At 73.8% G+C, this 22,303-nt stretch carries 15 protein-coding genes; 9 read left to right on the forward strand and 6 right to left on the reverse strand.

Features of this window, described 5'->3' with window-relative positions; genetic code table 11:
* Nucleotides 1–2 precede the first annotated feature (2 nt).
* From ABZ842_RS35040 to ABZ842_RS35065, 6 genes are all read left to right on the forward strand, one after another.
* A complete protein-coding gene (locus ABZ842_RS35040; protein WP_361546491.1) occupies nucleotides 3–953 on the forward strand; it encodes an ABC transporter permease in 951 nt (316 codons plus the stop codon).
* A 14-nt stretch (nucleotides 954–967) separates the two neighbouring features.
* A complete protein-coding gene (locus tag ABZ842_RS35045; protein WP_361546494.1) occupies nucleotides 968–1,981 on the forward strand; it encodes an ABC transporter ATP-binding protein in 1,014 nt (337 codons plus the stop codon).
* Entirely contained in the window at nucleotides 1,978–3,024 is a 1,047-nt protein-coding gene (locus ABZ842_RS35050; protein ID WP_361546497.1) for an oligopeptide/dipeptide ABC transporter ATP-binding protein, read from the forward strand. Before ABZ842_RS35045 ends, ABZ842_RS35050 begins: the two co-directional genes overlap by 4 nt.
* A complete protein-coding gene (locus ABZ842_RS35055; RefSeq protein ID WP_361546500.1) occupies nucleotides 3,021–4,505 on the forward strand; it encodes an aldehyde dehydrogenase in 1,485 nt (494 codons plus the stop codon). Before ABZ842_RS35050 ends, ABZ842_RS35055 begins: the two co-directional genes overlap by 4 nt.
* Before the next feature lie 60 nt (nucleotides 4,506–4,565).
* Nucleotides 4,566–4,853, forward strand: coding sequence for a muconolactone Delta-isomerase family protein (locus ABZ842_RS35060; protein WP_361546503.1), 288 nt, complete (start codon nucleotides 4,566–4,568; stop codon nucleotides 4,851–4,853).
* 104 nt (nucleotides 4,854–4,957) lie between these two features.
* Nucleotides 4,958–13,174 (forward strand): type I polyketide synthase, encoded by an 8,217-nt coding sequence (locus ABZ842_RS35065; protein ID WP_361546506.1) that lies wholly within the window; start codon nucleotides 4,958–4,960, stop codon nucleotides 13,172–13,174.
* A gap of 53 nt (nucleotides 13,175–13,227) precedes the next feature.
* Here ABZ842_RS35065 and ABZ842_RS35070 read toward each other — a convergent pair whose 3' ends face one another.
* On the reverse strand, nucleotides 13,228–14,550 hold the full coding sequence (locus tag ABZ842_RS35070) for an MFS transporter (RefSeq protein ID WP_361546509.1): 1,323 nt from the start codon (nucleotides 14,548–14,550) through the stop codon (nucleotides 13,228–13,230).
* A 234-nt stretch (nucleotides 14,551–14,784) separates the two neighbouring features.
* On the opposite strand from ABZ842_RS35070, the gene ABZ842_RS35075 reads away from it, so the two are divergent.
* Nucleotides 14,785–16,608 (forward strand): SMI1/KNR4 family protein, encoded by a 1,824-nt coding sequence (locus ABZ842_RS35075; RefSeq protein ID WP_361546512.1) that lies wholly within the window; start codon nucleotides 14,785–14,787, stop codon nucleotides 16,606–16,608.
* Nucleotides 16,609–16,709: 101 nt separating this feature from the next.
* Here ABZ842_RS35075 and ABZ842_RS35080 read toward each other — a convergent pair whose 3' ends face one another.
* A complete protein-coding gene (locus ABZ842_RS35080) occupies nucleotides 16,710–17,000 on the reverse strand; it encodes a hypothetical protein (protein ID WP_361546515.1) in 291 nt (96 codons plus the stop codon).
* 69 nt (nucleotides 17,001–17,069) lie between these two features.
* Nucleotides 17,070–17,420: a hypothetical protein gene (locus ABZ842_RS35085; protein WP_361546518.1), complete on the reverse strand. Its 351-nt coding sequence runs from the start codon at nucleotides 17,418–17,420 to the stop codon at nucleotides 17,070–17,072.
* Between the two features lie 120 nt (nucleotides 17,421–17,540).
* Here ABZ842_RS35085 and ABZ842_RS35090 point away from each other — a divergent pair, with 120 nt between their 5' ends.
* Nucleotides 17,541–19,016, forward strand: a complete 1,476-nt coding sequence (locus ABZ842_RS35090; protein ID WP_361546521.1) for a helix-turn-helix domain-containing protein — start codon at nucleotides 17,541–17,543, stop codon at nucleotides 19,014–19,016.
* On the opposite strand, the gene ABZ842_RS35095 is transcribed toward ABZ842_RS35090, so the two are convergent.
* Complete coding sequence (locus ABZ842_RS35095) at nucleotides 19,013–19,516, reverse strand: hypothetical protein (RefSeq protein ID WP_361546524.1); 504 nt, start codon at nucleotides 19,514–19,516, stop codon at nucleotides 19,013–19,015. The genes ABZ842_RS35090 and ABZ842_RS35095 overlap by 4 nt on opposite strands.
* 215 nt (nucleotides 19,517–19,731) lie before the next feature.
* On the opposite strand from ABZ842_RS35095, the gene ABZ842_RS35100 reads away from it, so the two are divergent.
* Nucleotides 19,732–20,343, forward strand: coding sequence for a DinB family protein (locus ABZ842_RS35100; RefSeq protein ID WP_361546527.1), 612 nt, complete (start codon nucleotides 19,732–19,734; stop codon nucleotides 20,341–20,343).
* A gap of 88 nt (nucleotides 20,344–20,431) precedes the next feature.
* On the opposite strand, the gene ABZ842_RS35105 is transcribed toward ABZ842_RS35100, so the two are convergent.
* Both ABZ842_RS35105 and ABZ842_RS35110 read right to left on the reverse strand, forming a co-directional pair.
* Nucleotides 20,432–20,806, reverse strand: coding sequence for a hypothetical protein (locus tag ABZ842_RS35105; RefSeq protein WP_361546530.1), 375 nt, complete (start codon nucleotides 20,804–20,806; stop codon nucleotides 20,432–20,434).
* 85 nt (nucleotides 20,807–20,891) lie between these two features.
* Nucleotides 20,892–21,914 carry a helix-turn-helix domain-containing protein gene (locus tag ABZ842_RS35110; RefSeq protein WP_361546535.1) on the reverse strand — a complete coding sequence of 341 codons (1,023 nt, stop codon included), beginning with the start codon at nucleotides 21,912–21,914 and terminating at the stop codon, nucleotides 20,892–20,894.
* Between the last annotated feature and the right edge of the window lie 389 nt (nucleotides 21,915–22,303).

A 22,303-nucleotide genomic window follows, 5' to 3' on the forward strand; every position in this document is an offset into this window, starting at 1 on the left:
CCATGCTGACCTTCACCCTGCGCCGGGCGCTCCAGATGATCCCCGTCGTCCTCGGGGTGACCGTCGCCACCTTCGGGCTCGGTCAGATCATCCCCGGCGACCAGGCCACCGCCCTGCTCGGCCCCACCTCCACCGAAGAGGACCGACAAGCCCTGCGCGCGGACCTCGGCCTCGACGAACCCGCCATCTCCCGCTACTTCACCTACCTCGGCAACCTCCTCGGCGGCGACCTGGGCCGCTCCCTCTCCTTCGGCCGGCCCGTCTCCGAAGTCCTCTCCGACCGGCTGCTCAACACCTTCCTGCTCTCCGGCACCGCGATCGTGGTGGCCACCGTCGCCGGAGTGGCGATCGGCACCTGGGCCGCGATGAAGCCGGGCTCCCTGCGGGACCGCGGACTCAACGTCCTCGTCCTCTTCTTCAACTCCGTGCCCTCGTTCTGGTTCGGCCTGGTGCTGATCGTCGTCTTCGCCCTCCAACTGCGGATCTTCCCCGCCACCGGCATGACCTCCATCGGCGGCGGCGGGGGAGCCCTCGACGTCGCCGCCCACCTGGTGCTGCCGGCGATCACCCTGGCGGCCTGGTCCCTCGCGGTGATCGCCCGGATGACCCGCTCCGCCGTGCTGGAGGTGATCGGCAACGACTACGTGCGCACCGCCCGCTCCCGCGGCGTCGGCGAACTGCGGGTCATCACCCGCCACGTGCTGCCCAACGCGATGCCCGCCGTCATCACCGTCATCGGACTCCAGGCCGGCTTCCTGCTCAGCGGCGCGGTGCTCACCGAGACGGTGTTCTCCTGGCCGGGCCTCGGCCTCGCGCTCCACCAGGCCGTCTCCACCCGCGACATCCCCCTGGTCCAGGGCGGAATCCTGATGATCGCCATCGCCTTCGTCCTCATCAACTTCCTGGTGGACGTCCTCCAGGCGTACTTCAACCCCAAGATCAAGCTCGCCTAGCGAGAGGCACCGACGTGTCCGTCCTCGAAGTGGAACACCTCCAAGTCGCCTACCGCGACCGCGCCGGCGCCGACCCGGTGCAGACCGTCCGGGACGTCTCCTTCACCGTCGCGGAAGGCGGATCCCTCGGCATCGTCGGGGAGTCGGGCTGCGGCAAGAGCCAGACCGTGCTGGCCGTGCTCGGACTCCTCGGCCACGAGGGCGCCGAGGTGTCCGGCCGCATCTCCTTCGACGGCCGCGACCTCACCCGGCTCACCCCGAAGCAACTGCGACAGGTGCGCGGCAGCGGCATCGCCCTGGTCTCCCAGGACGCCCTGTCCGCCCTCAACCCCGCCATGACCATCGGCACCCAGATGGCCGAACCCCTGATCCGGTACGACGGATACGGCCGCCGCGCCGCCGCCGCACGGTGCGCCGAACTCCTCGACCTCGTCGGCATCCCCGGCCCCCGCGACCGGCTGCGCAGCTACCCCCACCAACTCTCCGGCGGCATGCGCCAACGCGTCCTCATCGCCATGGCCGTCAGCCGCGAACCCCGCCTCCTGATCGCCGACGAACCCACCACGGCCCTGGACGTCACCATCCAGTCCCAGGTCCTCGCACTCATCGACCGACTGCGCCGCGAACTGCGCACCGCGCTCGTCCTGATCACCCACGACCTGGGAGTCGTCGCCGGCGTCACCGACCACATCGCGGTCATGTACGGCGGCCGGATCGTGGAGTCCGCACCCACCACCGCGCTCTTCGACGACCCCGCCCACCCCTACACCCGCGCCCTGATGGCCTCCGTGCCCCGGATGGACCGGCAGGTCGACCGGCTGCCCGCGATCCCCGGCTTCCCGCCGCACCCCGCGTCCCCGCCGCCCGGCTGCGCCTTCCAGCCGCGCTGCGCCGAAGCCCGACCCGGCTGCATCGATGCCGTACCCGAACTCACCGCCCCGAGCGACGCGCACCCCGACCACGAAGTCCGCTGCCCCTACCCCGCGCCCGCCGCCGGTGAACCGCACCCCGCAGGAGCACCCGTATGAGCACTCGCGCGAACGCCCTTACCAGCACGGCCGATTCGCCCGCCGCCGTCACCGTCGAGGACCTTCAGGTGCGCTTCCCCGTCCGCACCGGAGTGCTGCGCCGCACCACCGGCACCGTGCGCGCCGTGGACGGCGTCTCCTTCACGGTCCCCGCCCGCAGCATCGTCGCCGTCGTCGGCGAGAGCGGCAGCGGCAAGACCACCACCGGACGCGCCCTGGTCGGCCTCTCCCCGGTCGCCGCCGGACGGGTCCTCATCGAGGGCCGCCCCCTGGCCGAACTGCGCGCCGACAAGTCCCTGCCCCGGACGGTCCAGATCGTCCACCAGGACCCGTACGCCAGTCTCAACCCCCGGATGACCATCGGCGCCACGATCCGCGAGGTCGTGCACGTGCACCGCACCGTGCCCCGGGAGGAGGTCGCGGCCCGCGCCGTCGAACTGCTCGGCCACGTCGGCCTCGCCCCCGAACTCGCCGACCGCCATCCGCACGAACTCTCCGGCGGACAGCGCCAACGGGCCGCCATCGCCCGGGCCCTCGCCGTCGAACCCCGCATCGTCGTCTGCGACGAGATCGTCTCCGCCCTCGACGTCAGCGTCCAGGGCCAGATCGTCAACCTCCTGAAGGACCTCTGTCGCGACGGTGACCTGAGCTTCCTCTTCATCTCCCACGACATGAGCGTGGTCCGGCACATCTGCGACCACGTCGTGGTCATGTACGGCGGACGGGTCATGGAGAGCGGCCCCTGCGCCGAGGTGTTCACCTCGCCCCGCCATCCCTACACCCACTCCCTCCTCGCCGCCGTGCCGGTGCCCGACCCCCGAGCGCCCGTGCCCGGCGCCGGGACCCGCATCCGCACCGAACCTCCCGACCCCGCGTCCCCGCCGCCCGGCTGCCGCTTCCAGCGGGCCTGTCCCTTCGCCACCGAACTGTGCCGCACCCAGAGCCCGCCGCCGGCCGAGGCGCGGGGGCGGACCGTGGCCTGCCACCACCACGCGGCGCCCGAAGTGCGCCGTGCACTGACCGAAAGGAACCCGGCACGATGACCCGAACCGACAGCCGAGCCACCCCGACCGCCCCGGTGTGGACGTCGTTCGCCGGCGGTCGCCGAACGGCCCCCGGCGGCACGGAGATCCCGCTGGTGGACCCCGCGACGGGGGAGCGCTGGGGCACCTCCCACCAGGACGCCGGCGCCGTCGACACCGCGGTGGCCGCGGCCCGTGCCGCGCTGCACTCGCCGTCCTGGGGCGGACTGCCCCAGCACGCCCGCGCCGACCTGCTCCACCGCCTCGGCGACGTGCTCGTCGAGAACCGGGACGAACTCGCCGCCCTGGAAACCCTCGCCAACGGCAAGCCCCTGGCCGCCACCCGGGCCGAGGTGTCCGCCCTCGCCCGCTGGTACCGCTACTACGCGGGCGTCGCCGAGACCCTGGAGGACCGCTCCCGCACCCTCAGCGCCACGGCGCACGCGGTGGTCCGCCACGAGCCGCTGGGCGTGGTCGCGGCCCTGACCCCGTTCAACGGCGCGCTCTCCCTCGGGTCCTGGAAGCTCGCCCCCGCCCTCGCCGCCGGCAACACCGTCGTGCTCAAACCCCCGCCGCAGGCCCCCGCGTCCTCGGTCCGCCTCGCCGAACTCGCCCTGGAGGCGGGCTTTGCGCCCGGTGTCGTCAACACGGTCATCGGGGGAGCGCAGGAGGCCCGGCTGCTCACCGACCACCCCGACGTCGCCATGGTCACCTTCACCGGGAGCACCGCCGTCGCCCGGGAGCTCGGCGCCCGCGCCGCGGCCGGCATGAAGCGCTACGTCTGCGAGGCCGGCGGCAAGTCCGCCCACGTCGTCTTCGCCGACGCCGACCTCGACGCCGCCGTGACCGCCGCCCGACAGGGCGCCTTCTCCGCCGCCGGACAGACCTGCGTCGCCGGCTCCCGCCTCCTCGTCCAGGCCGAGGTGTACGAGGAGTTCCTGGCCCGCTTCGCCAAGGCGGTGGACGGACTGCGGGTGGGCGACCCGAGGGACCCGCGCACCCAGGTCGGCCCCCTCGCGTCGGCGGCGGCGCTCGCCCGGGTCGAGGGCTACGTCGACGAAGCGGTGCGCGACGGCGCCCGCGCCGTGACCGGGGGCCGCCGACCCGACGCCGACGGCGGATTCTGGTACCCGCCCACGGTCCTCGCCGGCGTACGGCCCGAGATGGCCGTCTGTCGGGAGGAGGTCTTCGGCCCGGTCGCCACCGTCCAGCCCTTCACCACCGAGGACGAGGCCGTGGCCCTCGCCAACTCCCTGGAGTACGGCCTGGCCGCGGGGCTGTGGACGCGCGACGCGGCCCGCGCCCACCGGCTGGCCGGCCGTCTGGACGCCGGCGTCGTGTGGGTCAACACCTACCGACTGCTCCACTGGTCCGTGCCGTTCGGCGGACACAAGCAGTCCGGCCTCGGGCGGGAGAACGGCGTCGAGGCCGTCCACGAGTTCCTCCAGACCAAGTCGGTCATCACCGAGCACGGCACCCCCGCCGACCCCTTCGGCGACTGACCGACCACCCCGCCGAGCCACCCACCCCCTTGAGCCACCCACCCTTGCCGAGAGGACGCCATGGAATTCCTCGTCAACATCCAGATCGACTGGCCCCACGACATGGACCCCGCCCACAAGGACGCGGTTTCCACCGCCGAGCGCCGCCGCGCCGCCGAACTCGCCGAAGCCGGCCACCTCGTCCGCATGTGGCGGGTGCCCGGCCGCACCGAGAACTGGGGGCTGTGGCGGGCCGCCGACCCCACGGAACTGCACGCGATCATCGCCTCGCTGCCGGTGTGGCCCTGGATGGACGTGACGGTGCACGCCCTGGCACAACACCCGGTGGACCCGCTGCACGCCACCTGACGTCAACAAGAGCGCACTTCGGGGACACTGCGCCGACCGGGTTCGAACGCACCCTGACCCTATAGTCGTTGAGCATTCGGACCGGTGGGGCAAAAGGGGTGCGCATGGCGGAGGTTCACAGGGATTTGGTCCGTCCGTTGGTCGAGGCGCTACGGGTGCACGCCGCCCGCGCGGCGGGGGACACCGCCTTCAGCTGTGGACAACGGTCCGTGAACTGGGCCGAGTTGGAGCGCCGTACGGCCCGCCTCGCAGGCCACCTGGCCCGGCTCGGGGTCGGCCGCGGGGACCGGGTGCTGCTGTGCCTGCCCGGCCGGCTGGAGACGGTGGAGAGCTGGCTCGCGATCCTGCGGGCCGGCGCCGTCGGCGTACCGCTGGATCCGCGGGCCGCCGACGACGAACTGGCCCACGTCCTCGCCGACTGCGACGCGGTCGCGGCCGTGGCCGAGGCGCCGCTCCTCCGGCGGCTGTCGCGGGCGGCGGCCGGCCGGACCCCGCTGCGCGCCGGCGTGGTCGTGGGCCCCCCGGCACCGCCGTCCGACCAGACCGACCAGACCGAGCAAACCGACCAGGCCGACCAGAACGAGCAAACCGCGCGCCCGGTGCCGTACGAAGAACTCGCCGGGACCGACGCCCCCGCACCGCCGCGCGACGACCTCGGACTCGACGAGCCGGCGTGGATCCTCTACACCTCCGGCACCACCGGCGCGCGCAAGGGCGCGGTGACGACCCAGCGGGCCCTGCTGTGGTCCACCGCCGCCGGCTACGCACCGCTCCTCGGCATGTCCGAGCGGGACCGGCTGCTGTGGCCGCTGCCGCTGCACCACGCCTACGCGCAGTCGCTGTGCCTGGTCGCCGTGGTCGCCACCGGCGCGAGCGCCCACCTCCTCGACCGGGGCGTGGACATCGCGCAGGCCCTGCGGCACCAGCCGCCGAGCGAGCCCTTCACGATGCTGGCCGGCGTCCCGGCCACCTACCACCTGCTGGTCAGCGCGGTGCGCGAGGCCCCGCCGCGGCCCGCCGGGCTACGGGTCTGCCTGACCGGAGGAGCGCCCTGCCCGCCGGAACTGCTCGCCGCGACCGAGGAGTTGCTGGGCGCACCGCTGCTCGACGGCTACGGCGCCACCGAGACCAGCGGCAAGATCACCCTCGCCCGGCCCGGCGCACCGGGCCCGGACCGGGTGCCGCAGCCGCTGCCCGGCATGGACGTCCGGATCACCCACCCGAGCAGCGGTGACACCCTCGCGGACGGCGACGAGGGCGAGATCTGGGTGCGCGGCCCCGGGCTGATGACCGGCTACCACGGCCGCCCCGACAGCACGGCGCAGGCCCTGCGGGACGGCTGGTACCACACCGGCGACCTCGGCCACCGCACGCCCGACGGCGGGCTGCGGGTCACCGGCCGCGCGGTCGACCTGATCATCCGCGGCGGCCAGAACGTCAACCCGGTGGAAGTGGAGCAGGTGTTGCTGTCCTGCCCCGGCGTCGCGGACGCGGCGGTCGTCGGCCGCCGCCACGACGTGCTGGGGGAGGTCCCGGTGGCGTTCGTCGTCGCCGGCCCGCAGGGCGTGGACCTCGCGGGGCTGCGGGCCGAGTGCCGCCGGCGGCTGTCCGCGTTCAAGGTGCCGGACGAGTTCCGGCCGAGCGTCCCCCTGCCCCGTACGTCCTCCGGAAAGGTACGGAGGACCGTGCTCGCCGCGCGGCTGGCGACGGCCCTCGCCCAGGACCGTGCCGGCACCCGCGCCGAACTGCGCGCCGGGTTGCTCGCGCGGCCCGAGCACGAGCGGCGCAGCGCGGTGCTGCGCCTGGTCCTGGACGCCGTACCCGCGGCGGACGACGTACGGGACGCCCACGCCGACACCGATCCCCAGCGGAGCTTCGCCGACCGGGGCCTCGGCTCCCTCCAAGGCGTACTGCTGCGCGACCGGCTCGCCGCGGCCACCGGTCTCGACCTGCCCCCGACCCTGGTCTTCGACCGGCCGACCCCGGGCGCGGTGGCCGACTTCGTGCACGCCGCGCTGCTCGGCGCCGCGCATCCGGCGGCCCGTACCCGCGTCGCCGCCCCGACCCCCGAAGAGCCGGTGGCCGTCGTCGCGATGGCCTGCCGCTTCCCGGGGCCGGTGGACGACGTCCGCACCCCGGAGGAGCTGTGGCGGCTGCTCGCCGACGGAGCGGACGCCACCTCCGCGTTCCCCGCCGACCGGGGCTGGGACGTGGCCGCCCTGTACGACCCCGACCCCGACCGGCCGGGCACCTCGACCACCCGGCGCGGCGGGTTCCTGCGCCGGGCCGCCGACTTCGACGCGGCCTTCTTCGGCATGTCCCCCCGGGAGGCCCGGGCCACCGACCCCCAGCAGCGGCTGCTGCTGGAGACCGCCTGGGAGGTGGTGGAACGGGCCGGCATCGCGCCCACCGCCCTGCGCGGCAGCGACACCGGCGTCTTCGTCGGAGTGATGCACGGCGACTACGCCGGCCGGCTGCTGCACCGAGGGGGCCACGAACAGGAGGCGCACCTCGCGCTCGGATCCGCCGGCAGCGTGGCCTCCGGGCGCATCTCCTACACCCTCGGCCTGGAGGGGCCCGCGGTGACCGTGGACACCGCCTGTTCCTCGTCGCTGGTCGCCATGGACTGGGCGGCGCGGGCGCTGCGCTCGGGCCAGTGCTCCCTCGCCGTGGCCGGCGGCGCCACCGTCATGGCCAGCCCGGCGCCGTTCGTCGCCTTCAGCAGGCTCCGCGCGCTCTCCCCGGACGGCCGCTGCAAGCCGTTCTCCGCCGCCGCCGACGGCACCGCCTGGGGCGAGGGCGTCGGCCTGGTCCTGCTGGAACGGCTGAGCGACGCACGGCGCAACGGCCACCCGGTGCTCGCCGTGCTCCGCGGCTCCGCCGTCAACGGGGACGGCGCGTCCAACGGCCTGACCGCGCCCAGCGGATCCGCCCAGGAGCGGTTGATCGGGGACGCCTTGGCCGCCGCCGGGCTCGAACCGGCCGACGTCGACGCGGTGGAGGCGCACGGCACGGGGACCCCGCTCGGCGACCCCATCGAGGCCCGTGCCCTCCTCGCCGCCTACGGACCGGGCCGCCCCGCCGACCGGCCCCTGTGGCTCGGCTCCCTGAAGTCCAACCTCGGACACACCCAGGCCGCGGCCGGTGTCGCCGGGGTCATCAAGACCGTACTGGCGATGCGGCACGGCGTGCTGCCGCGCACACTGCACCTCGACGAGCCGTCCCCCAGGGTCGACTGGGCGTCCGGCGCCGTGCGGCCACTGACCCGGGACCAGCCGTGGCGGCCCGCCCACGGGCAGCCGCGCCGCGCGGCGGTGTCGGCCTTCGGCATCGGCGGCACCAACGCCCACGTGATCCTGGAGGAGGCGATCGAGGAACGGGAGACGGGAGAGGGGGGAGAGGCAGGGAAGACGGGGGAGACGAGGAGGGAGCCGGGGGACGGTGGCGAGCACCGGAGGTCCGCTCCGTACCCGCCTCTACTGCTGTCCGGCGCCGACGCGGGCGCCCTGCGCGCCCAGGCCGGGCGTACGGCGTCCTTCCTCCGGGACCGGCCCGAACAGCCGCTCGGGGACGTGGTGTTCTCCGCCGCCACCACCCGCGCCGCGCTCCGCCACCGGGCGGCGGTCCCCGCGGACGACCGTGCCGCACTCCTGACCGCACTCGACCGGCTCGCCGCCGGAACGACGACCCTTGCACCGGTGCGCACGGCCCCGCGACTCGCCTTGCTCTTCACCGGCCAGGGCGCCGCACGCGCCGGCCTCGGGCGGGAACTGCACACCGCCTACCCGGTCTTCGCCGACGCCTTCGACGCGCTGTGCGGCCGGTTCGACGCCGCCGGAGTGGGGGACCGGCCGCTGCGCGAGAGCCTGTGGCCCGAACCGGGCCGGGACTCCCACGCCCTGGACCGGACCGACGTCGCCCAGGCCGGCCTGTTCGCGTTCGAGGTCGCCCTGTTCGCCCTGCTCGCCTCCTGGGGAGTGCGGCCCGACGTCCTGGTCGGACACTCCGTCGGGGAACTGGCCGCCGCCCACGTGGCCGGCGTCCTCGACCGGGACGACGCCGTCGAACTGGTCGCCGCCCGAGGCCGGCTGATGCAGCGCCTGCCCGCCGGCGGCGCCATGGTCGCCGTGGCAGCCGCGGAGGACGAGGTGACCGCGGAACTCGCCAAGTCCCCCGAGGCTGCCGGGCCGGTCGCGATCGCCGCGGTGAACGGCCCCCGGTCGGTCGTCGTCTCCGGCGCGGAGCCGGCGGTCACCGCGCTGGCGAAGACCTTCGCGGCCCGCGGGCACCGCACCGAACGCCTGGCCACCGGGCACGCCTTCCACTCGCCGCTCGTCGAACCCGCGCTGGCCGCGTTCGCAGAGGCCGCGTCGCGCGCCGCCTTCCACGAGCCCCGCATCCCGATCGTCTCGACCGTCACGGGACGCCCCGCCACCGCCGACGACCTGCGCTCGGCGGACTACTGGGTCCGCCACGCCCGCCAGCCGGTGCGCTTCGCCGACGCCGTGCGCCACCTCGCGGACGACGCGGGGGTGACCGCATTCGTCGAGGTCGGCCCCGCCGCCCACCTCACCTCGGCCGCGCTGAGCACCGTCGGAGAGCCCGGGGACCGCGTGTTCACCGCGACGGCCAGGCGCGGCCACCCCGAGCCCGGCACCCTCCTGACGGCCCTAGCCCGGCTGCACGTGCACGGCCTCCCCGTCGACTGGGAAGCGGTCCGACACGGGCACGCGGGCCCGGCCGTCCGACGGATCGACCTCCCCACCTACCCCTTCCAGCGCGAGCGCCACTGGCTGGTGGCGCCTCCGGCCACCGCCGCGGGCCCCGCCCACCCGACCGCGCACACCACCGGCCACCCCGTGCTGACCGCGCCGACGAGCCTCCCGGATACGGACCGCGTTCTGAGCACCGGCCGACTGTCCCACGCCGAACAGCCCTGGCTGCGCGACCACGTCGTGCACGGCCGGGCGCTGGTGCCCGCCACCGCCCTCGCTGACCTCGCCCTCACCACCGGCGCTGCCTGCGACCTCGTGGAGCTGGACGAGTTGACGCTGCTGGTCCCGCTGCACCTGCCGGACCCCGGCGGGCACGTCGAAGTCCAGGTCGCCCTCGGCGCACCGGACGCCGCCGGCCGCAGGACCGTCGACCTGCACGCCCGCCCCGGGGACGGCGGCCCCCTCGGCACGTGGACCCACCACGCCACCGGCCGGCTGGCACCGTCGGCCGGCGCACTCGCCCCCGGGCACGGCGACGACGAGCCCTGGCCGCCCGCGGACGCGGAGCCCGTCGACCTGACCGGTGCGTACGAACGCCTGGCGGCGGCGGGGCACGCGTACGGCACGGCGTTCCGCTGCGTACGGGCGATGTGGCGATGCGGCGACGACCTGCTGGCCGACGTACGACTCCCCGACGAGGCCACGGCCGAAGCACAGCGCTACGGCCTCCACCCCGCGCTGTTCGACGCCGCCCTGCACGCGTCCCTGCTGCTCCCCGCCGACCCGGGAAGCCCCGACGGCACCGGTCGGCTGCCGTTCGCCCTGCGGGGAGTCAGCAGGCACGCGGCGGGCGCCACCGCCGTACGGGTCAGGCTGCGCCCCACCGGGGACCACACCGTCGCCGCCGAACTCAGCGACCCGGCCGGGCGCCCGGTGCTGCGAGTGGCGGAGCTGACGACCCGCCCGGTGAGTAGCGCCGGCGGAACTCACCCGCCCGAACCGCTGTACCGGCCGCGCTGGACGCCCCTCGCCCCGGCGCACTCGGCCCCGCCCGCTTGCGCGGTGGGCACCCCGGACGATCTCGGCCTGGCCACCGAGCCCTTCGGCGCCGGACCGTCCGGGCCGGGATCGTCGGGGCCGGGATCGTCCGGGCCAGGGGCGCCCGCCGCCTCCACTCTCGTCGTCTCCCTGTCCCCGTCCGGCCCGTCCGCGGACCCGACGGCCGCCACGCACGACCTCGTCACGCGCGCCCTGGAGCTACTGCGGGGCCGCCTGCCCGCCCTGGCCCCGGGAACGCGCCTGACCTTGGTGACCCGCGGTGCCACCGGCGTTGACCCCGACCTGCCCGCCGCAGCCCTCTGGGGGCTGGCGCGCAGCGCCCAGTCCGAGTACCCCGGCCGCCTCACCCTCGTCGACGTCGACGACCACCCGGATTCCCTGCGCCGACTACCGGCCGCCCTGGCGACGGACGAACCCCAACTCGCCCTCCACGCAGGCAGGGTGCACGTCCCCCGACTGGCCCGACCGTCGACCGCCGAGCCCGACCCGGCGTCCCCCTTCGAGGCCGACGGCACGGTGCTGATCACCGGCGGCACGGGGGCGCTCGGCGCCCTGCTGGCCGGCCATCTGACGGAGCACCACGGCGTACGACGGCTGCTGCTCACCAGCCGCAGCGGCCCGGCCGCCCCCGGCGCGCGCCGACTGCGGGAGCGGATCGAGCGGACCGGCGCCCGCGTCGACCTGGTCGCCTGCGACGCCGCCGACCGCCGTGCACTGGCCGAACTGATCGCCGAGCGCTGCACCGACCTGACCGCCGTGGTGCACACGGCGGGCGTCCTCGACGACGGCGTGCTGGAGGGCCAGACGCCCGACCGCGTCGCGGCCGTCCTGCGCCCGAAGGCGGACGCCGCCTGGCACCTGCACGAGCTGACGAAGGACCTGCCCCTGTCGCAGTTCGTGCTGTTCTCCTCGGCCGCTGGCCTGCTCGGCAACCCCGGCCAGGCCGGCTACGCCGCCGCGAACGCCTTCCTCGACGCCCTCGCACTGCACCGGACGGCCCGCGGACTGCCAGCGCTCTCGCTGGCGTGGGGGCCGTGGGCCGGCGGCGACGGCATGGCCGCCCGCACCGGTCGGACCGGTGACGGCGTGCTCCGGGCCGTCACCGCGGCCGAGGGCCTCACGCTGTTCGACGCCGCCCTGACGACGGGCGAACCCGTCCTCGCGCCGCTGCCGCTGGACCTCGCGTCCGCCCGGCCCAGCCGCGCCCTCCCACCGCCCCTGCGGGACCTCGCCGGTCCTTCCGGCCCCTTGCCGGCCGCGGCCGGCAAACGCCCCGGCGGCGCCCGCGACACCGACCAGAGCGGCCGGCTGCCAGAGGAGACGCCGGGGGCCTGGCACGTACGGCTTGCGCAACTGCCCGCCGCCGACCGCGCCCCCGCCCTGCTCGACCTGGTCCGCGCGGCGGTCGCCGACGTGCTCGGACACACCGACGAGGGCGCCGTCACGGCCGACCGCGCCCTGACCGAACTCGGCCTCGACTCCCTCGCCGCCGTGCAACTGCGCAACCGGCTGGGCCTGCTCACCGGCCTGGAACTGCCCCCCACCCTCACCTTCGACCTGCCCACCTGCGCGCAACTGACGGAAGACCTGCTCACCCGGCTGTCCCAGGCGCCGCCCCGACAGGAGGAGACCGCCACCGGCCCCGCGCACCCGGCGCACCCCGCGCAGTCCCGGCCCCTTCAGACCCTCGCCTCCCTCTACCGCCGGGTGTGCGCGACGGGCGACGTCGTCTCGGCGATGCACCTGCTCGTGACCGCCTCACTGGCGATCCCCGGCTTCGGCCCCGAAGACGCCGCCGCGCACGCACTGGCCCCGCTCCACCTGGCCAAGGGCGCGGCGGACCGACCGCCGCTGGTGTGCTTCCCGGGCTTCTCCCCGACCCTCGGCAGGCCCTGGTACGCCCCGCTCGCCCGGCACTTCGAGGACGACCGGGACGTACTGGAGGTGCGGCATCCGGGGATCGCTTCGGGCGCCGCGGCGCCACGCGACCTGCGGACCCTGGTGGACCTGCACGCCGACACCCTGCGCGAGCGGCTGGGCGGGCGCCGGCCCGTCCTGGTCGGCTGGTCGATGGGCGGTTGCCCGGCGCACGCGGTCGCCGCGCGGCTGGCGGCCACCGGCACCCCGCCCGCCGGTCTCGTCCTCCTCGACAGCTACCACGTGACCCCCGAACGGGAGGACGAGCCGTGGCTGCTCGCCCTGCCCGCCCGGATGGCCCTGGCCATGGGAACGGAGTTCGACACGGCGGTGGACGACATGGCCCTGACCGCGTTCGGCGCCTACACCCAGATGCTCCGGGGCTGGCGCCCCGAGCCCGTGGACCAACACGACGTGCCCGTGCTGTTGGTGCGCGCCGCCGACCGGCCGCCGGAGGCGGACACCTACGGCGCCGCCCCGGCCGGGCCTACGGGCCAGGCTTCCTGGCCCGGCCCGTACGACACCGCGGAGGTACCGGGCGACCACTGGACGATCGTGGAGGAACACGCCGCCACCACGGCCCGAGCGGTCCGGACCTGGGCCGACGGCCTCGCTCGGCGCGCACGCTGAGCGAAACCACCGGCCGACCCGGGCACCACTGCACCACTGCACCACTGCATGGCTCAGACGTCGACGGACGCCCGCCTTTCCGCGTCCGGCGTCCGCTCGCCCCGGGGTTCACGCGCGGCAGCGGTGCGGAGGGCGGGCCGACACGACCGGTTCAGGGCCGTCGCCGCGGACGCCACGGCCGGGACCGCGGCCAGTGCGAAGCACAGGGCCAGCGGAAGGCGGCCCACCAAGAGCCCGGTGGCGGCCGTGGCCCCCGCCGAACCGGCGTTGAAGGCGGTGTTGACCCATGCGCCCGCTTGGGTGCGGGTGGCCGCGCTGGAGCACTCGTCGGCGATCAGGTAGGCGGTGGTGATGGCCGGGGCGATGAACAGCCCGCCGAGCGCCGCCCACACGATGAGGACGTACGGATGGGGCGACAGGCCCGTCGCGGCCAGGACCATCCCGAGGGCCGCCGCGAGGAACGCCAGTCGCAGCCGGCTGGAGGCGCGCCACGAGACGGCGCCGTAGACCAGCCCGCCGACGGCGCTGCCCCCGCACAGCCCCGCCAGGATCCAGGCCACCGCCTGGGGGGTGTGATGCGCGTCGGCGAAGGCGATCACCAGGAGTTCGAACGCGCCGAGACAGATGCCCACCGCGGCGGAGACGAGGATCGCCTGACGCAGCCCGGGGTCGGCGAGCAGCAGCCGTCGGCGCGCTGCGGCGGGCTCGCCGGAAGCCTCCTCGGACTCCTTGGCCCCCTTGGCGTCCTCGGCTTCCTTGCGACCGACCCAGCCGCGGACCGGGGGCGCCGCGACCAGGGCGAGCGAGCCGGTCAGCACCAGCGCGGCGCTCACGGCGAGACCCAGCGACGCCGTGGAGAACTGCACCAGCAGCCCCACCAGCAACGGTCCAGTGACGAAGAGGAGTTCTTCGGCGACCGAGTCCAAACTGTACGCGCGCTGCAACATCCGCCGGTCGGGCAGCAGATCGCTCCACAACGTCCGCATCACCGGTCCGAGCGGCGGCGTGCACGCGCCGGCGGGCACCGCCAAGATCCCGAGCAGAACCCCCGACGCACCCTCCCACGAGGTCGCGAAGGCCAGCCCGGTCAGCAACAGCGCGTAGGCGCCGGACATGGGGAGCAGAGCGCGGCGCGGGCCGTACCGGTCGACCAGACCGGCACGGGTCGGCGAGAGGAAGACGCTGGTCAGCGCGAACAGCGCGGTGACGGTGCCGGCGACGGCGTAGGAGTCGGTGGCCTCTTTGACCGCCAGCACCAGCGACAGCGAGACCATTCCGTAGGAGAGCCGGCCCAGCAGGGCCGCACCGAACGTGCGGCAGGCGTAGCGGGTGCGCAACACAGCCGCATACGAAGGGGCCGTGGATGACGAAGACATGATGACGTCCCTCAAAGACAGCGCCGGAACTGGCGGCGCTCAGGGTGTGCAAGGGCAGCGGAAACCGCGCCCTGGCGGGCGCAGTCGGCACTGACTCCTACACACGGAAGAGGAACATGCTCGGCACCGTAGCAGAACCAGAGGCCGGTGCGGCAGTCCGCGTCCGCTGTGATCGGCCGCCGTGGACTCCCGCGTCACCGGTCCGTGTCAGTGGTGGATGACAGCATCGGATCCATGACGAACACTGCGGGTACGGCGGGTACGGCGGGTATGGCGACGTTTACGGCATCGTCCGATTGGCGGCCGTTCCTGCTCAGCTGGAGCGGGGAGTGGGCGGACTCCCTCTCCGCGAGCGAGCCGCTGTCCGAGGACGACGAAGTCGCCCGGCGGACCCGGTGGTTAGGGGCGCCGCCCGCGTCCGAAGAGCGGATCGCCGCCATGGAGAGCGGCCTCGGCGTGCGGATGCCCCCGTCGTACCGGGAGTTCCTCAAGGTGAGCGACGGTTGGCGGCACGCCGGCTGGTTCGTGTCCCTGCTGGCGGGGACCGCGCAGGTGCGCTGGCACGACGACGAGTCCGGGCTGGCGGAGGTGTTCGAGGAGTACCTGGACGAGGACGCCGGGCCCGAGGAGCGGCGGGAGGCGGACCTGTGGCGACGGGGGTTGCAACTCGACGTGGAGTCCGATGCCACCTACGTCCTCATGGACCTCGAGGACGTGGACGAGGACGGCGAGTGGGCCGTGTACACGTGGGCGGGCTGGCGGGCCGCGCCGCCCCACCGGTACGCGAACTTCGCGGAGTTCATGCGGCACATGCACCGCGAGTTCCACAACGTGCGGGCGCACCGGGACGACGAGGAGCCGGAGTTCGTCAACGACACGACGCGCGAACTGGACGCCCGCGTCGAGCAGGCCCGGCTGGACGCGCTGCGCGGCGATTGGGAAGGGGCGGGGCAGAAGCTGGACGAGGCGGTGGAGTACGGCCGGCCGCGGGCGGCCGGGCTGCGCGGCCAGCTGCACCGCCTGCTCGCCCCGAGTCCCACGCTTCACGTCACGGACGCGGTGACCGCGCAGCCCGCGCCGGAGCAGACGGCCGACGGCACAGACGGTCCCGCGCCGGCCGACCCGTTCGAGGAAGCGGTCGTACGGGCCCGGGAGTCGGCGCGGTGGGGCGACACCGACGGGGCGTGGCGCACACTGATGGCGGCCCTGCCGGAGTGGACGCCCCCGGGCCCCGACGACGTGGCTCCACTGGCCTGGCTGGACGACCCCCTGCTCGAACCCCTGCTGACCCCGGAACGGGCCCGCGAGCTGCTGTCGACGCCGAGGGGCGGCCAGGTGGGCGCGGCCCCGACCCCGACGCCCGACCTCGACCCGGGCGACCTGGCGTGGCTCGCGGACACCGCTCCCCACGACCACCTCGCGTCCTACCGGTTCGTCCTGGTCGAAGGCGTGCCGCCACAGGAGCTCCCCGGGCGGTTGGCGGACGGCGACGCCACGAAGCTGGACGCCCCCATGACGTCCGACGAAGCCCGCTACCGACTGCTCCGGGGAAAGCGGGAGTTCTCGTCCTACGACGACCAGGCCACAGTGGCGGTGGGCCGGGCCGGCAGCCGTTGGAGCTTCGCCTTCGACGGCGACCCCGCGCACTTCGAACCGCAGAGGTTCGTCTCCCCGGCCGCGGCAGCCAGCGCGGGCACCCGCGCGGTGGTCGTGTGGAGCAGTTTGAAGTCCTGGCGGGGAGAGCCGTTCTGCCACCTCTCCGTGGCGCAGGACGGCGTCGAGCAGTACGCCTTCACGTACGAGGACGGCGAGTTGCGCCGAAGCGGGGAGATCCCACCGGCCCTGGACCCGGGCCGGTTCGTCGGCACGGGGGAGGACGGCGCCCCGGCGGAACGGGCCCTTCTGGAGGCCGTGTCCCGCGAGTTCGACGTCCACCTGCCTCGCCGCGCACTCACGGACGGACGGCTACACGGCTTCACCACCCGCTCGTGGACGAGGCCGCCGCAGGACGGCGAGGGGTACGTCGTGATCGGCGGGAACTGGCACGCCGTGGACTGACCGGCCAAGACGGCTCCCGGCAGCATGAAGACCCGCCCGGTCTGAAGACCGGACGGGATCTCGTTGCCGTCCCCGGGCGCCCCGGGGACGGCCTCAGCGGATCAACGGGTGCATCGGATCCCGGCGTAGCCGTACCACCAGCCGAATCCGGCCCCGTCGGAGTACGAGTAGAGCAGCACGCACTGGTCGTTGTTGTAGCCGCTGAGCAGCGCGTGTCGACGGGCCTGGTTCTCGGCTTCCCGCTTCGCCTTGCCGGAGCTCTGCTCGTACGAGGAGCCCGTGAACGCCTGGGTCTCCTGGACGCTGACGTCGGCGTGCGCGACGGTCGGCGAGAGCGCGGCGAGGCCCGCGATGGCCAGGGCGACGCCGGTTCGGGCGAGGATCGAGGTCATGTCGGTGTTCCCTTTCGGTTGGAGCGGTTGGAGCGGTTGGAGCGGTTGGAGCAGTGGCAGCGGCGTGGCTCAGCGCTGGCAGAACAAGTTGGCCGTTGCGGAGTACAAGCCGCCGCCGACCGATCTGACGCTGGTGGAGTGGACGTAGCACTGGCTCGCCTGCCAGCCGTACGACTGGGCGATCGTGTAGGCGAACCGGACCGCGCTTTCCACCGCCAGGGACTGCGAGACGCCCATGGCCGAGCCGGTGAACGTCCGCACCTCGGGCAGGGCGGAGGCGCCGATCGCGGCGCTGCGGGACTGCTGCGCGTCTGCCGACGCGGTATGGGCTGGGACCGGGGCCGCCTGGGCGGACGTGACGCCTGTGACGAGGCATGCCGAGGCGGCGAGGGCCACGGCGGCGACGCGGACCGATTTCATGAAGTCGCTTCCCCCTGCTGAGTGGTCGGTGTGACGATCAACAGCTTCGGGAGGGCGGGCGAACGGCGGCAAGCGCAGCGGCTGCTGGTGGAACGGTGGAACCATTCCACCCCCACTGACGTGGGAATACCCGACAGGGGTGGAACGCCGCCCCGCAACGCCGGGGGGCTGGAGCGGTTGAGCGCGTTGGAGTCGGAGACATCGGATGCCGAGGCGTTCGCACGCCGACTGAGGGAGCTTCGGGAGCGGTCGGGGCACAGTTACGGGGCGCTGGCCCGCCGGGTGGGGGTGAGCGCTTCCACCCTCCACCGCTACTGTTCGGGCCACATCGTGCCGCTGGAGTTCGTCCCCGTCGAACGGCTCGCGCGGTTCTGCGGCTGCCGCGGCGAGGACCTCGTCTCGCTGCACCGCCTGTGGGTGCTGGCGGACGGAGAGCGCCGCAGACGGCAGGCGAGTGCTGCGGCGAGTGCCGCAACGGCTGTCACCAAGACCACCGAGACCATCGAGCACGCCGAGACCACCGAAGTCCCTGAAGCGAAGCCGGAGCCGGAGGTGGAGGCGGGGTCGGAGGCGTCCGGATTAGCCGTGTCGCCGAAGCGGTGGCGGCGGGCCGCCCGTCCCACGGGAGTGGTCGCCGCCGCAACGGTCCTCACCCTGCTCGTCCTGCCGCAGTCCGGACACTCGCCGCAGTCCTCCGCGGAAGCCCCGGGCGCTCCCAAGAACGCCGCCGGCCCGCGGTACGTGGGCGCCGCCGTCCCTTCACCGCTCGCCTCCGGTCCCACGGCCACCGCGTCCGCACCGCCCGGGGCGACCGCCTCCAGACCACCGGCCGGCTCCTCGACCTCCATCGACCCCGGCCGCACCGGCTCCCGTACCGCACCCTCCGAGGCCGCGGGCGCAGCCAGGTCCCCCAGCAGCGCCCTCCCGTTCACCTGGAACGTCGACGACCACATCTGGGCGAACGGCTGCAACCACTCCTACGTCGTCGACCGTCCGCCGTCGGCGGTCCCCCCGCCCCCTTCCGTCTCCGACGCCGAGCCCTGGGCCACCGCCCTGGGGGCGGTGCACGGCGGCGACACCCTGATCAGACTGACCCTCCAGGGCCGCAGCGAGCAGGCCGTGGTCCTCCAGTCGATCCGCGTCCGGGTGACCGCCCAGCGCCCCCCGCAGCGCAGCAACGTCTACGCCATGGGCATGCCCTGCGGGGGGACGCTGACCCCCCGGATGTTCGACGTCGACCTCGACGCCGCCCGCCCGGTGGCCCGTTCCGTACCCGGCAACGACTCCGGGACGGAGATCCCCGCCGTCTCACTGCCCTACCGGGTCTCGATCCGCGACCCGGAAGTCCTGCTCGTCACCGGCCGCACGGTGAACTGCGACTGCGACTGGTACCTGGAGCTGGAGTGGAGCACCAGCGACCGGTCCGGCACGGTACGGATCGACGACGACGGCAAGCCGTTCCGCACCAGCGGTGTCGCGGACGCCCCCGCTCACCAGTACGACACCACCCTCCGCCGCTGGTTCCAGCCCTCGGCGGACAACGCCCCCGCCACCCCCGAGAACGCCCCGGCCGCCCCGGCCGCCCCGCCCGGTTAGCCGGTGGTCGCGTGCCGGGCGGTCGGTACGCGGTTGCTGTGCGGTGCGCCAACTCGACGACACGCCGCAGACGGAGCTGCCAGCGGGCTGACGCCCACCCGGCCGGTTGCGACGGCTCGGACGGCGGCGAGGACGTCCTCCACCGACAGCCGCGGCGGGCAGGACAGCACCCCGATCTCCGAACCGGGCTGGGCGCGCCACGCGGCGCCGACCTTGAGCGCGCGTAGCCGCCGGTCCAACCCGGGAAGGGGCGGTGCGCCGCCGGTCGGGACCTCCGCGGTCACGACGAGGAACCGTCCCTGGAACGGGAAGTCGAGCATGCGCGCCATCTCCCACACCGTGTCGCTGCTCGGAGAGGGCCCGTCGATGAGCTCGGAGACCGGGGCGGAGCGCCGGCGGTCGGTCTCCACCATCCGTAGCACGCCGGAGTCGTCCCGCGCGAGGACGACGACGTCGCGGTCGTGATCGGCACCACCGGCCGCGGATCCGACGCTTGTCACGGCGGCGTCACCCACGGAGCGGCACGTGAGCGCGCCACGACCTCGACGCAACTGCCCTCCGCAGAACGCCGGTTCACGGATTGGCATGAAGACCAAGACCCTGTGGCCCGTTTCGCGAGCCTCTCGTAGCAGGTCAGGTCTCCGCGCTGGCAGCCGTTGCGGACCACCCAAGGGATCTTGAGACCATGAGGCAGCCCGTGGCAGGCTCATGTTGCATGATCGATGAATTCGCGAAGGGCAATCTGCACGGCAGACTGCGGCGGGACCGCGAGGCGCTGCTCTGGAAACTCGACGGCTTGTCCGAATACGACGCCCGCCGACCCTTGACGGCGACCGGGACCAACCTCCTCGGTCTGGTCAAGCACGTGGCCACCGTAGAGGCCAGATACTTCGGCGAGGTCTTCGACCGCCCTTCCCCGGAACCGCTGCCCCGGTGGCAGGACGCCAACGGCAGCGATCAGTGGGCGACCGAGGACGAGACCCGCGATCAGATCATCGGGTTCTACCGGCGCACGTGGGAACACTCGGACGCGACGATCAACGAGCTCCCCCTCGACGCCCCCGGTCACGTGCCCTGGTGGCCGGAGCCCCACCTCAACACCAACCTGTTCGCCATCATGGTCCACGTCCTCGGCGAGTCCATCCGGCACACCGGCCACGCCGACATCCTCCGCGAGGGCGTCGACGGCCGAACCGGGCTGCGCGCCGAACACGAGAAGCAGATCGACGCGCAAGCCCGCGCAGCCCACTGCGCGAAGATCGAGCGGGCCGCCAGGTCCGCCGCATCAACCGAGGCGTTCGACATGTCGCCCGGGATCGCGCCCTGACAGGCCCGTCACGACCTCTGGTGGAGTCGCTGATCGAGGTGTACTCGCCCATGCGCCACCAGCCCGTGGGCCGGTATCTCAGCGCGGATCAGCAGGCGTCGATGTAGCGGATGCCCCTCCAGTCGCCGTGGGTGTCGCCGTAGGGGGCACCCGGGGTCGTGTAGACGAGCCTCCTGTTGATGTCGTACATCCTGGCTGTGGTGCCGTTGGACTGGTTGTTGTACCAGGAACCGCCGGTCCTGGCCGCGATCGGCTGCAGGTAGCAGTCCGTGAACTTGAAGACGAGGTTCGTGTAGTTCGCCCCCGCGTAGCCGCAGAAGTAGTACCTCGGACAGCTGGCCGGCGCCGCCACGACCTGGGCGGGTTCGGCGCTGGCCGACGTCGCCCCGGTGAGGGTGCCGCTGCTGAGGGCGGCTGCCGTCACGGTGGCCAGCAGGGCCTTGGTGACCGTGCTCGATGCCATGTGTGCCTCCTGGTGGATGGCCCGTCCGCGAGTTGACCGTGCGGATCGGTGGCTTCCAGCTTGGACGTGGGAAGGCGCACGGTCCTTAGGGCGGCGTGCCAGGGCCTACGCACCGAGCGCCATCCTGCGCGCCTTGGGGATCCGCCAGGCGTCGGCAGTCGCTGGGCGTGATGCCGTAGTGCGTGCGGAAGGCGCGGGTGAAGTCCGCGGGGCGCGTGAAGCCCCAGCGGGTCGCGATCGCGTGGATGGGGCGGTTCGCCAGGCGCGGGTCGGTGAGGTCGCGTCGGACACCGCCGAGGCGGAGCCCTCTGATGGTGGAGGCGACCGTGGCGCCATGGGCGTGGTCCTGGAAGAGCCGGTGCAGGCTCCGCAGGGAGATGTGGTGGGCGGCGGCAACAGTTGCGGGGGTGAGTTCCGGGTCGTTCAGGTGCTGCTGGAGGAAGCTTGTGATCTTCAGGAACTGTGCGCGCCGGCGGCAGTCCACGGGCGTCTGGTCCGTGGCGTCGAGGTGGTGGGCCAGCCACACCGTGATCAGGTCCACGAGGACGCCGCCCAAGCGCTGTTTGTCAGCAGGCGGGAACGGGTCGCTGCCGGTGGCGAGAGACGTCAGGAAGCCAGTGAGCAGACCGCCGACGCCGTCGCGTCCGGGCAGGGGCGTCGCCATCAGCCGGTCGACGCGTCTGGAAGGCAGGGGCACGGTGGCCCGTGGGACTTGCACGACGACGGAGGCCGCGGCAGCGCGCGGTACGTCCACCGAAGTGTCGTACGGATGCGAAGTGGAGTACACGACGAGGTCTCCAGCTGTGCAGGACGCGGCACTCCGCTGCTGCTCGATTCCCTGCTGGCCGCTCAGGACGAGGCCCACCGCGTAGTGCTCGGGATCCGACTGCCGGATCAGCCGTGGCGTCCGCCGTGACCGCAAGGACGCGTAGGTCAACCCCGTCACCAACGCGTCCCCCAGATCCACAGCGCGGAGAGAGGCGTGAAAGCCCTCCACGCGGTCGATGTGGATCTCATTGGGACTCAGTGAGTTCGCGACCGCCTCGCACCAGGCGTCCACCCGATCTGACACCGAGAAGTCAGCACTGTCGAACACCTTCTCCAACATCACGATCTGCCAGCTCTCCAGCCATCGCCCGACCGGTCCTTCAAGCGTCGCGGTCCCTCAGCAGTGACAAAAGGCAGTCATCGGTCAAACCCCAAAGAAGGACAACAACGGTGGGGTGACGGCGTGGCATCGGGCCTGGACGAGAACGGCATGGGTGATTTACGGCCACCGTGCGAAGGTTGGTTCTAGTTGAAGTACTGATCACTGCAACGGGGGTGGCAGGTCGTGGGTTACACGATTCCCGAAGGCGTCGACACGATGTTGGACGTCGTGGGCGTGGGGTGGCCGAACGTGGACGAGGACGCGTACCGCGACATGGCGGACGCGCTGCGGGAGTTCGCCGACGACGCGGACGACGACGCCGGCGCCGCCCACGGACACGTCCAACG

Source organism: Streptomyces sp. NPDC047315 (assembly GCF_040643215.1).
Classification (GTDB): domain Bacteria; phylum Actinomycetota; class Actinomycetes; order Streptomycetales; family Streptomycetaceae; genus Streptomyces.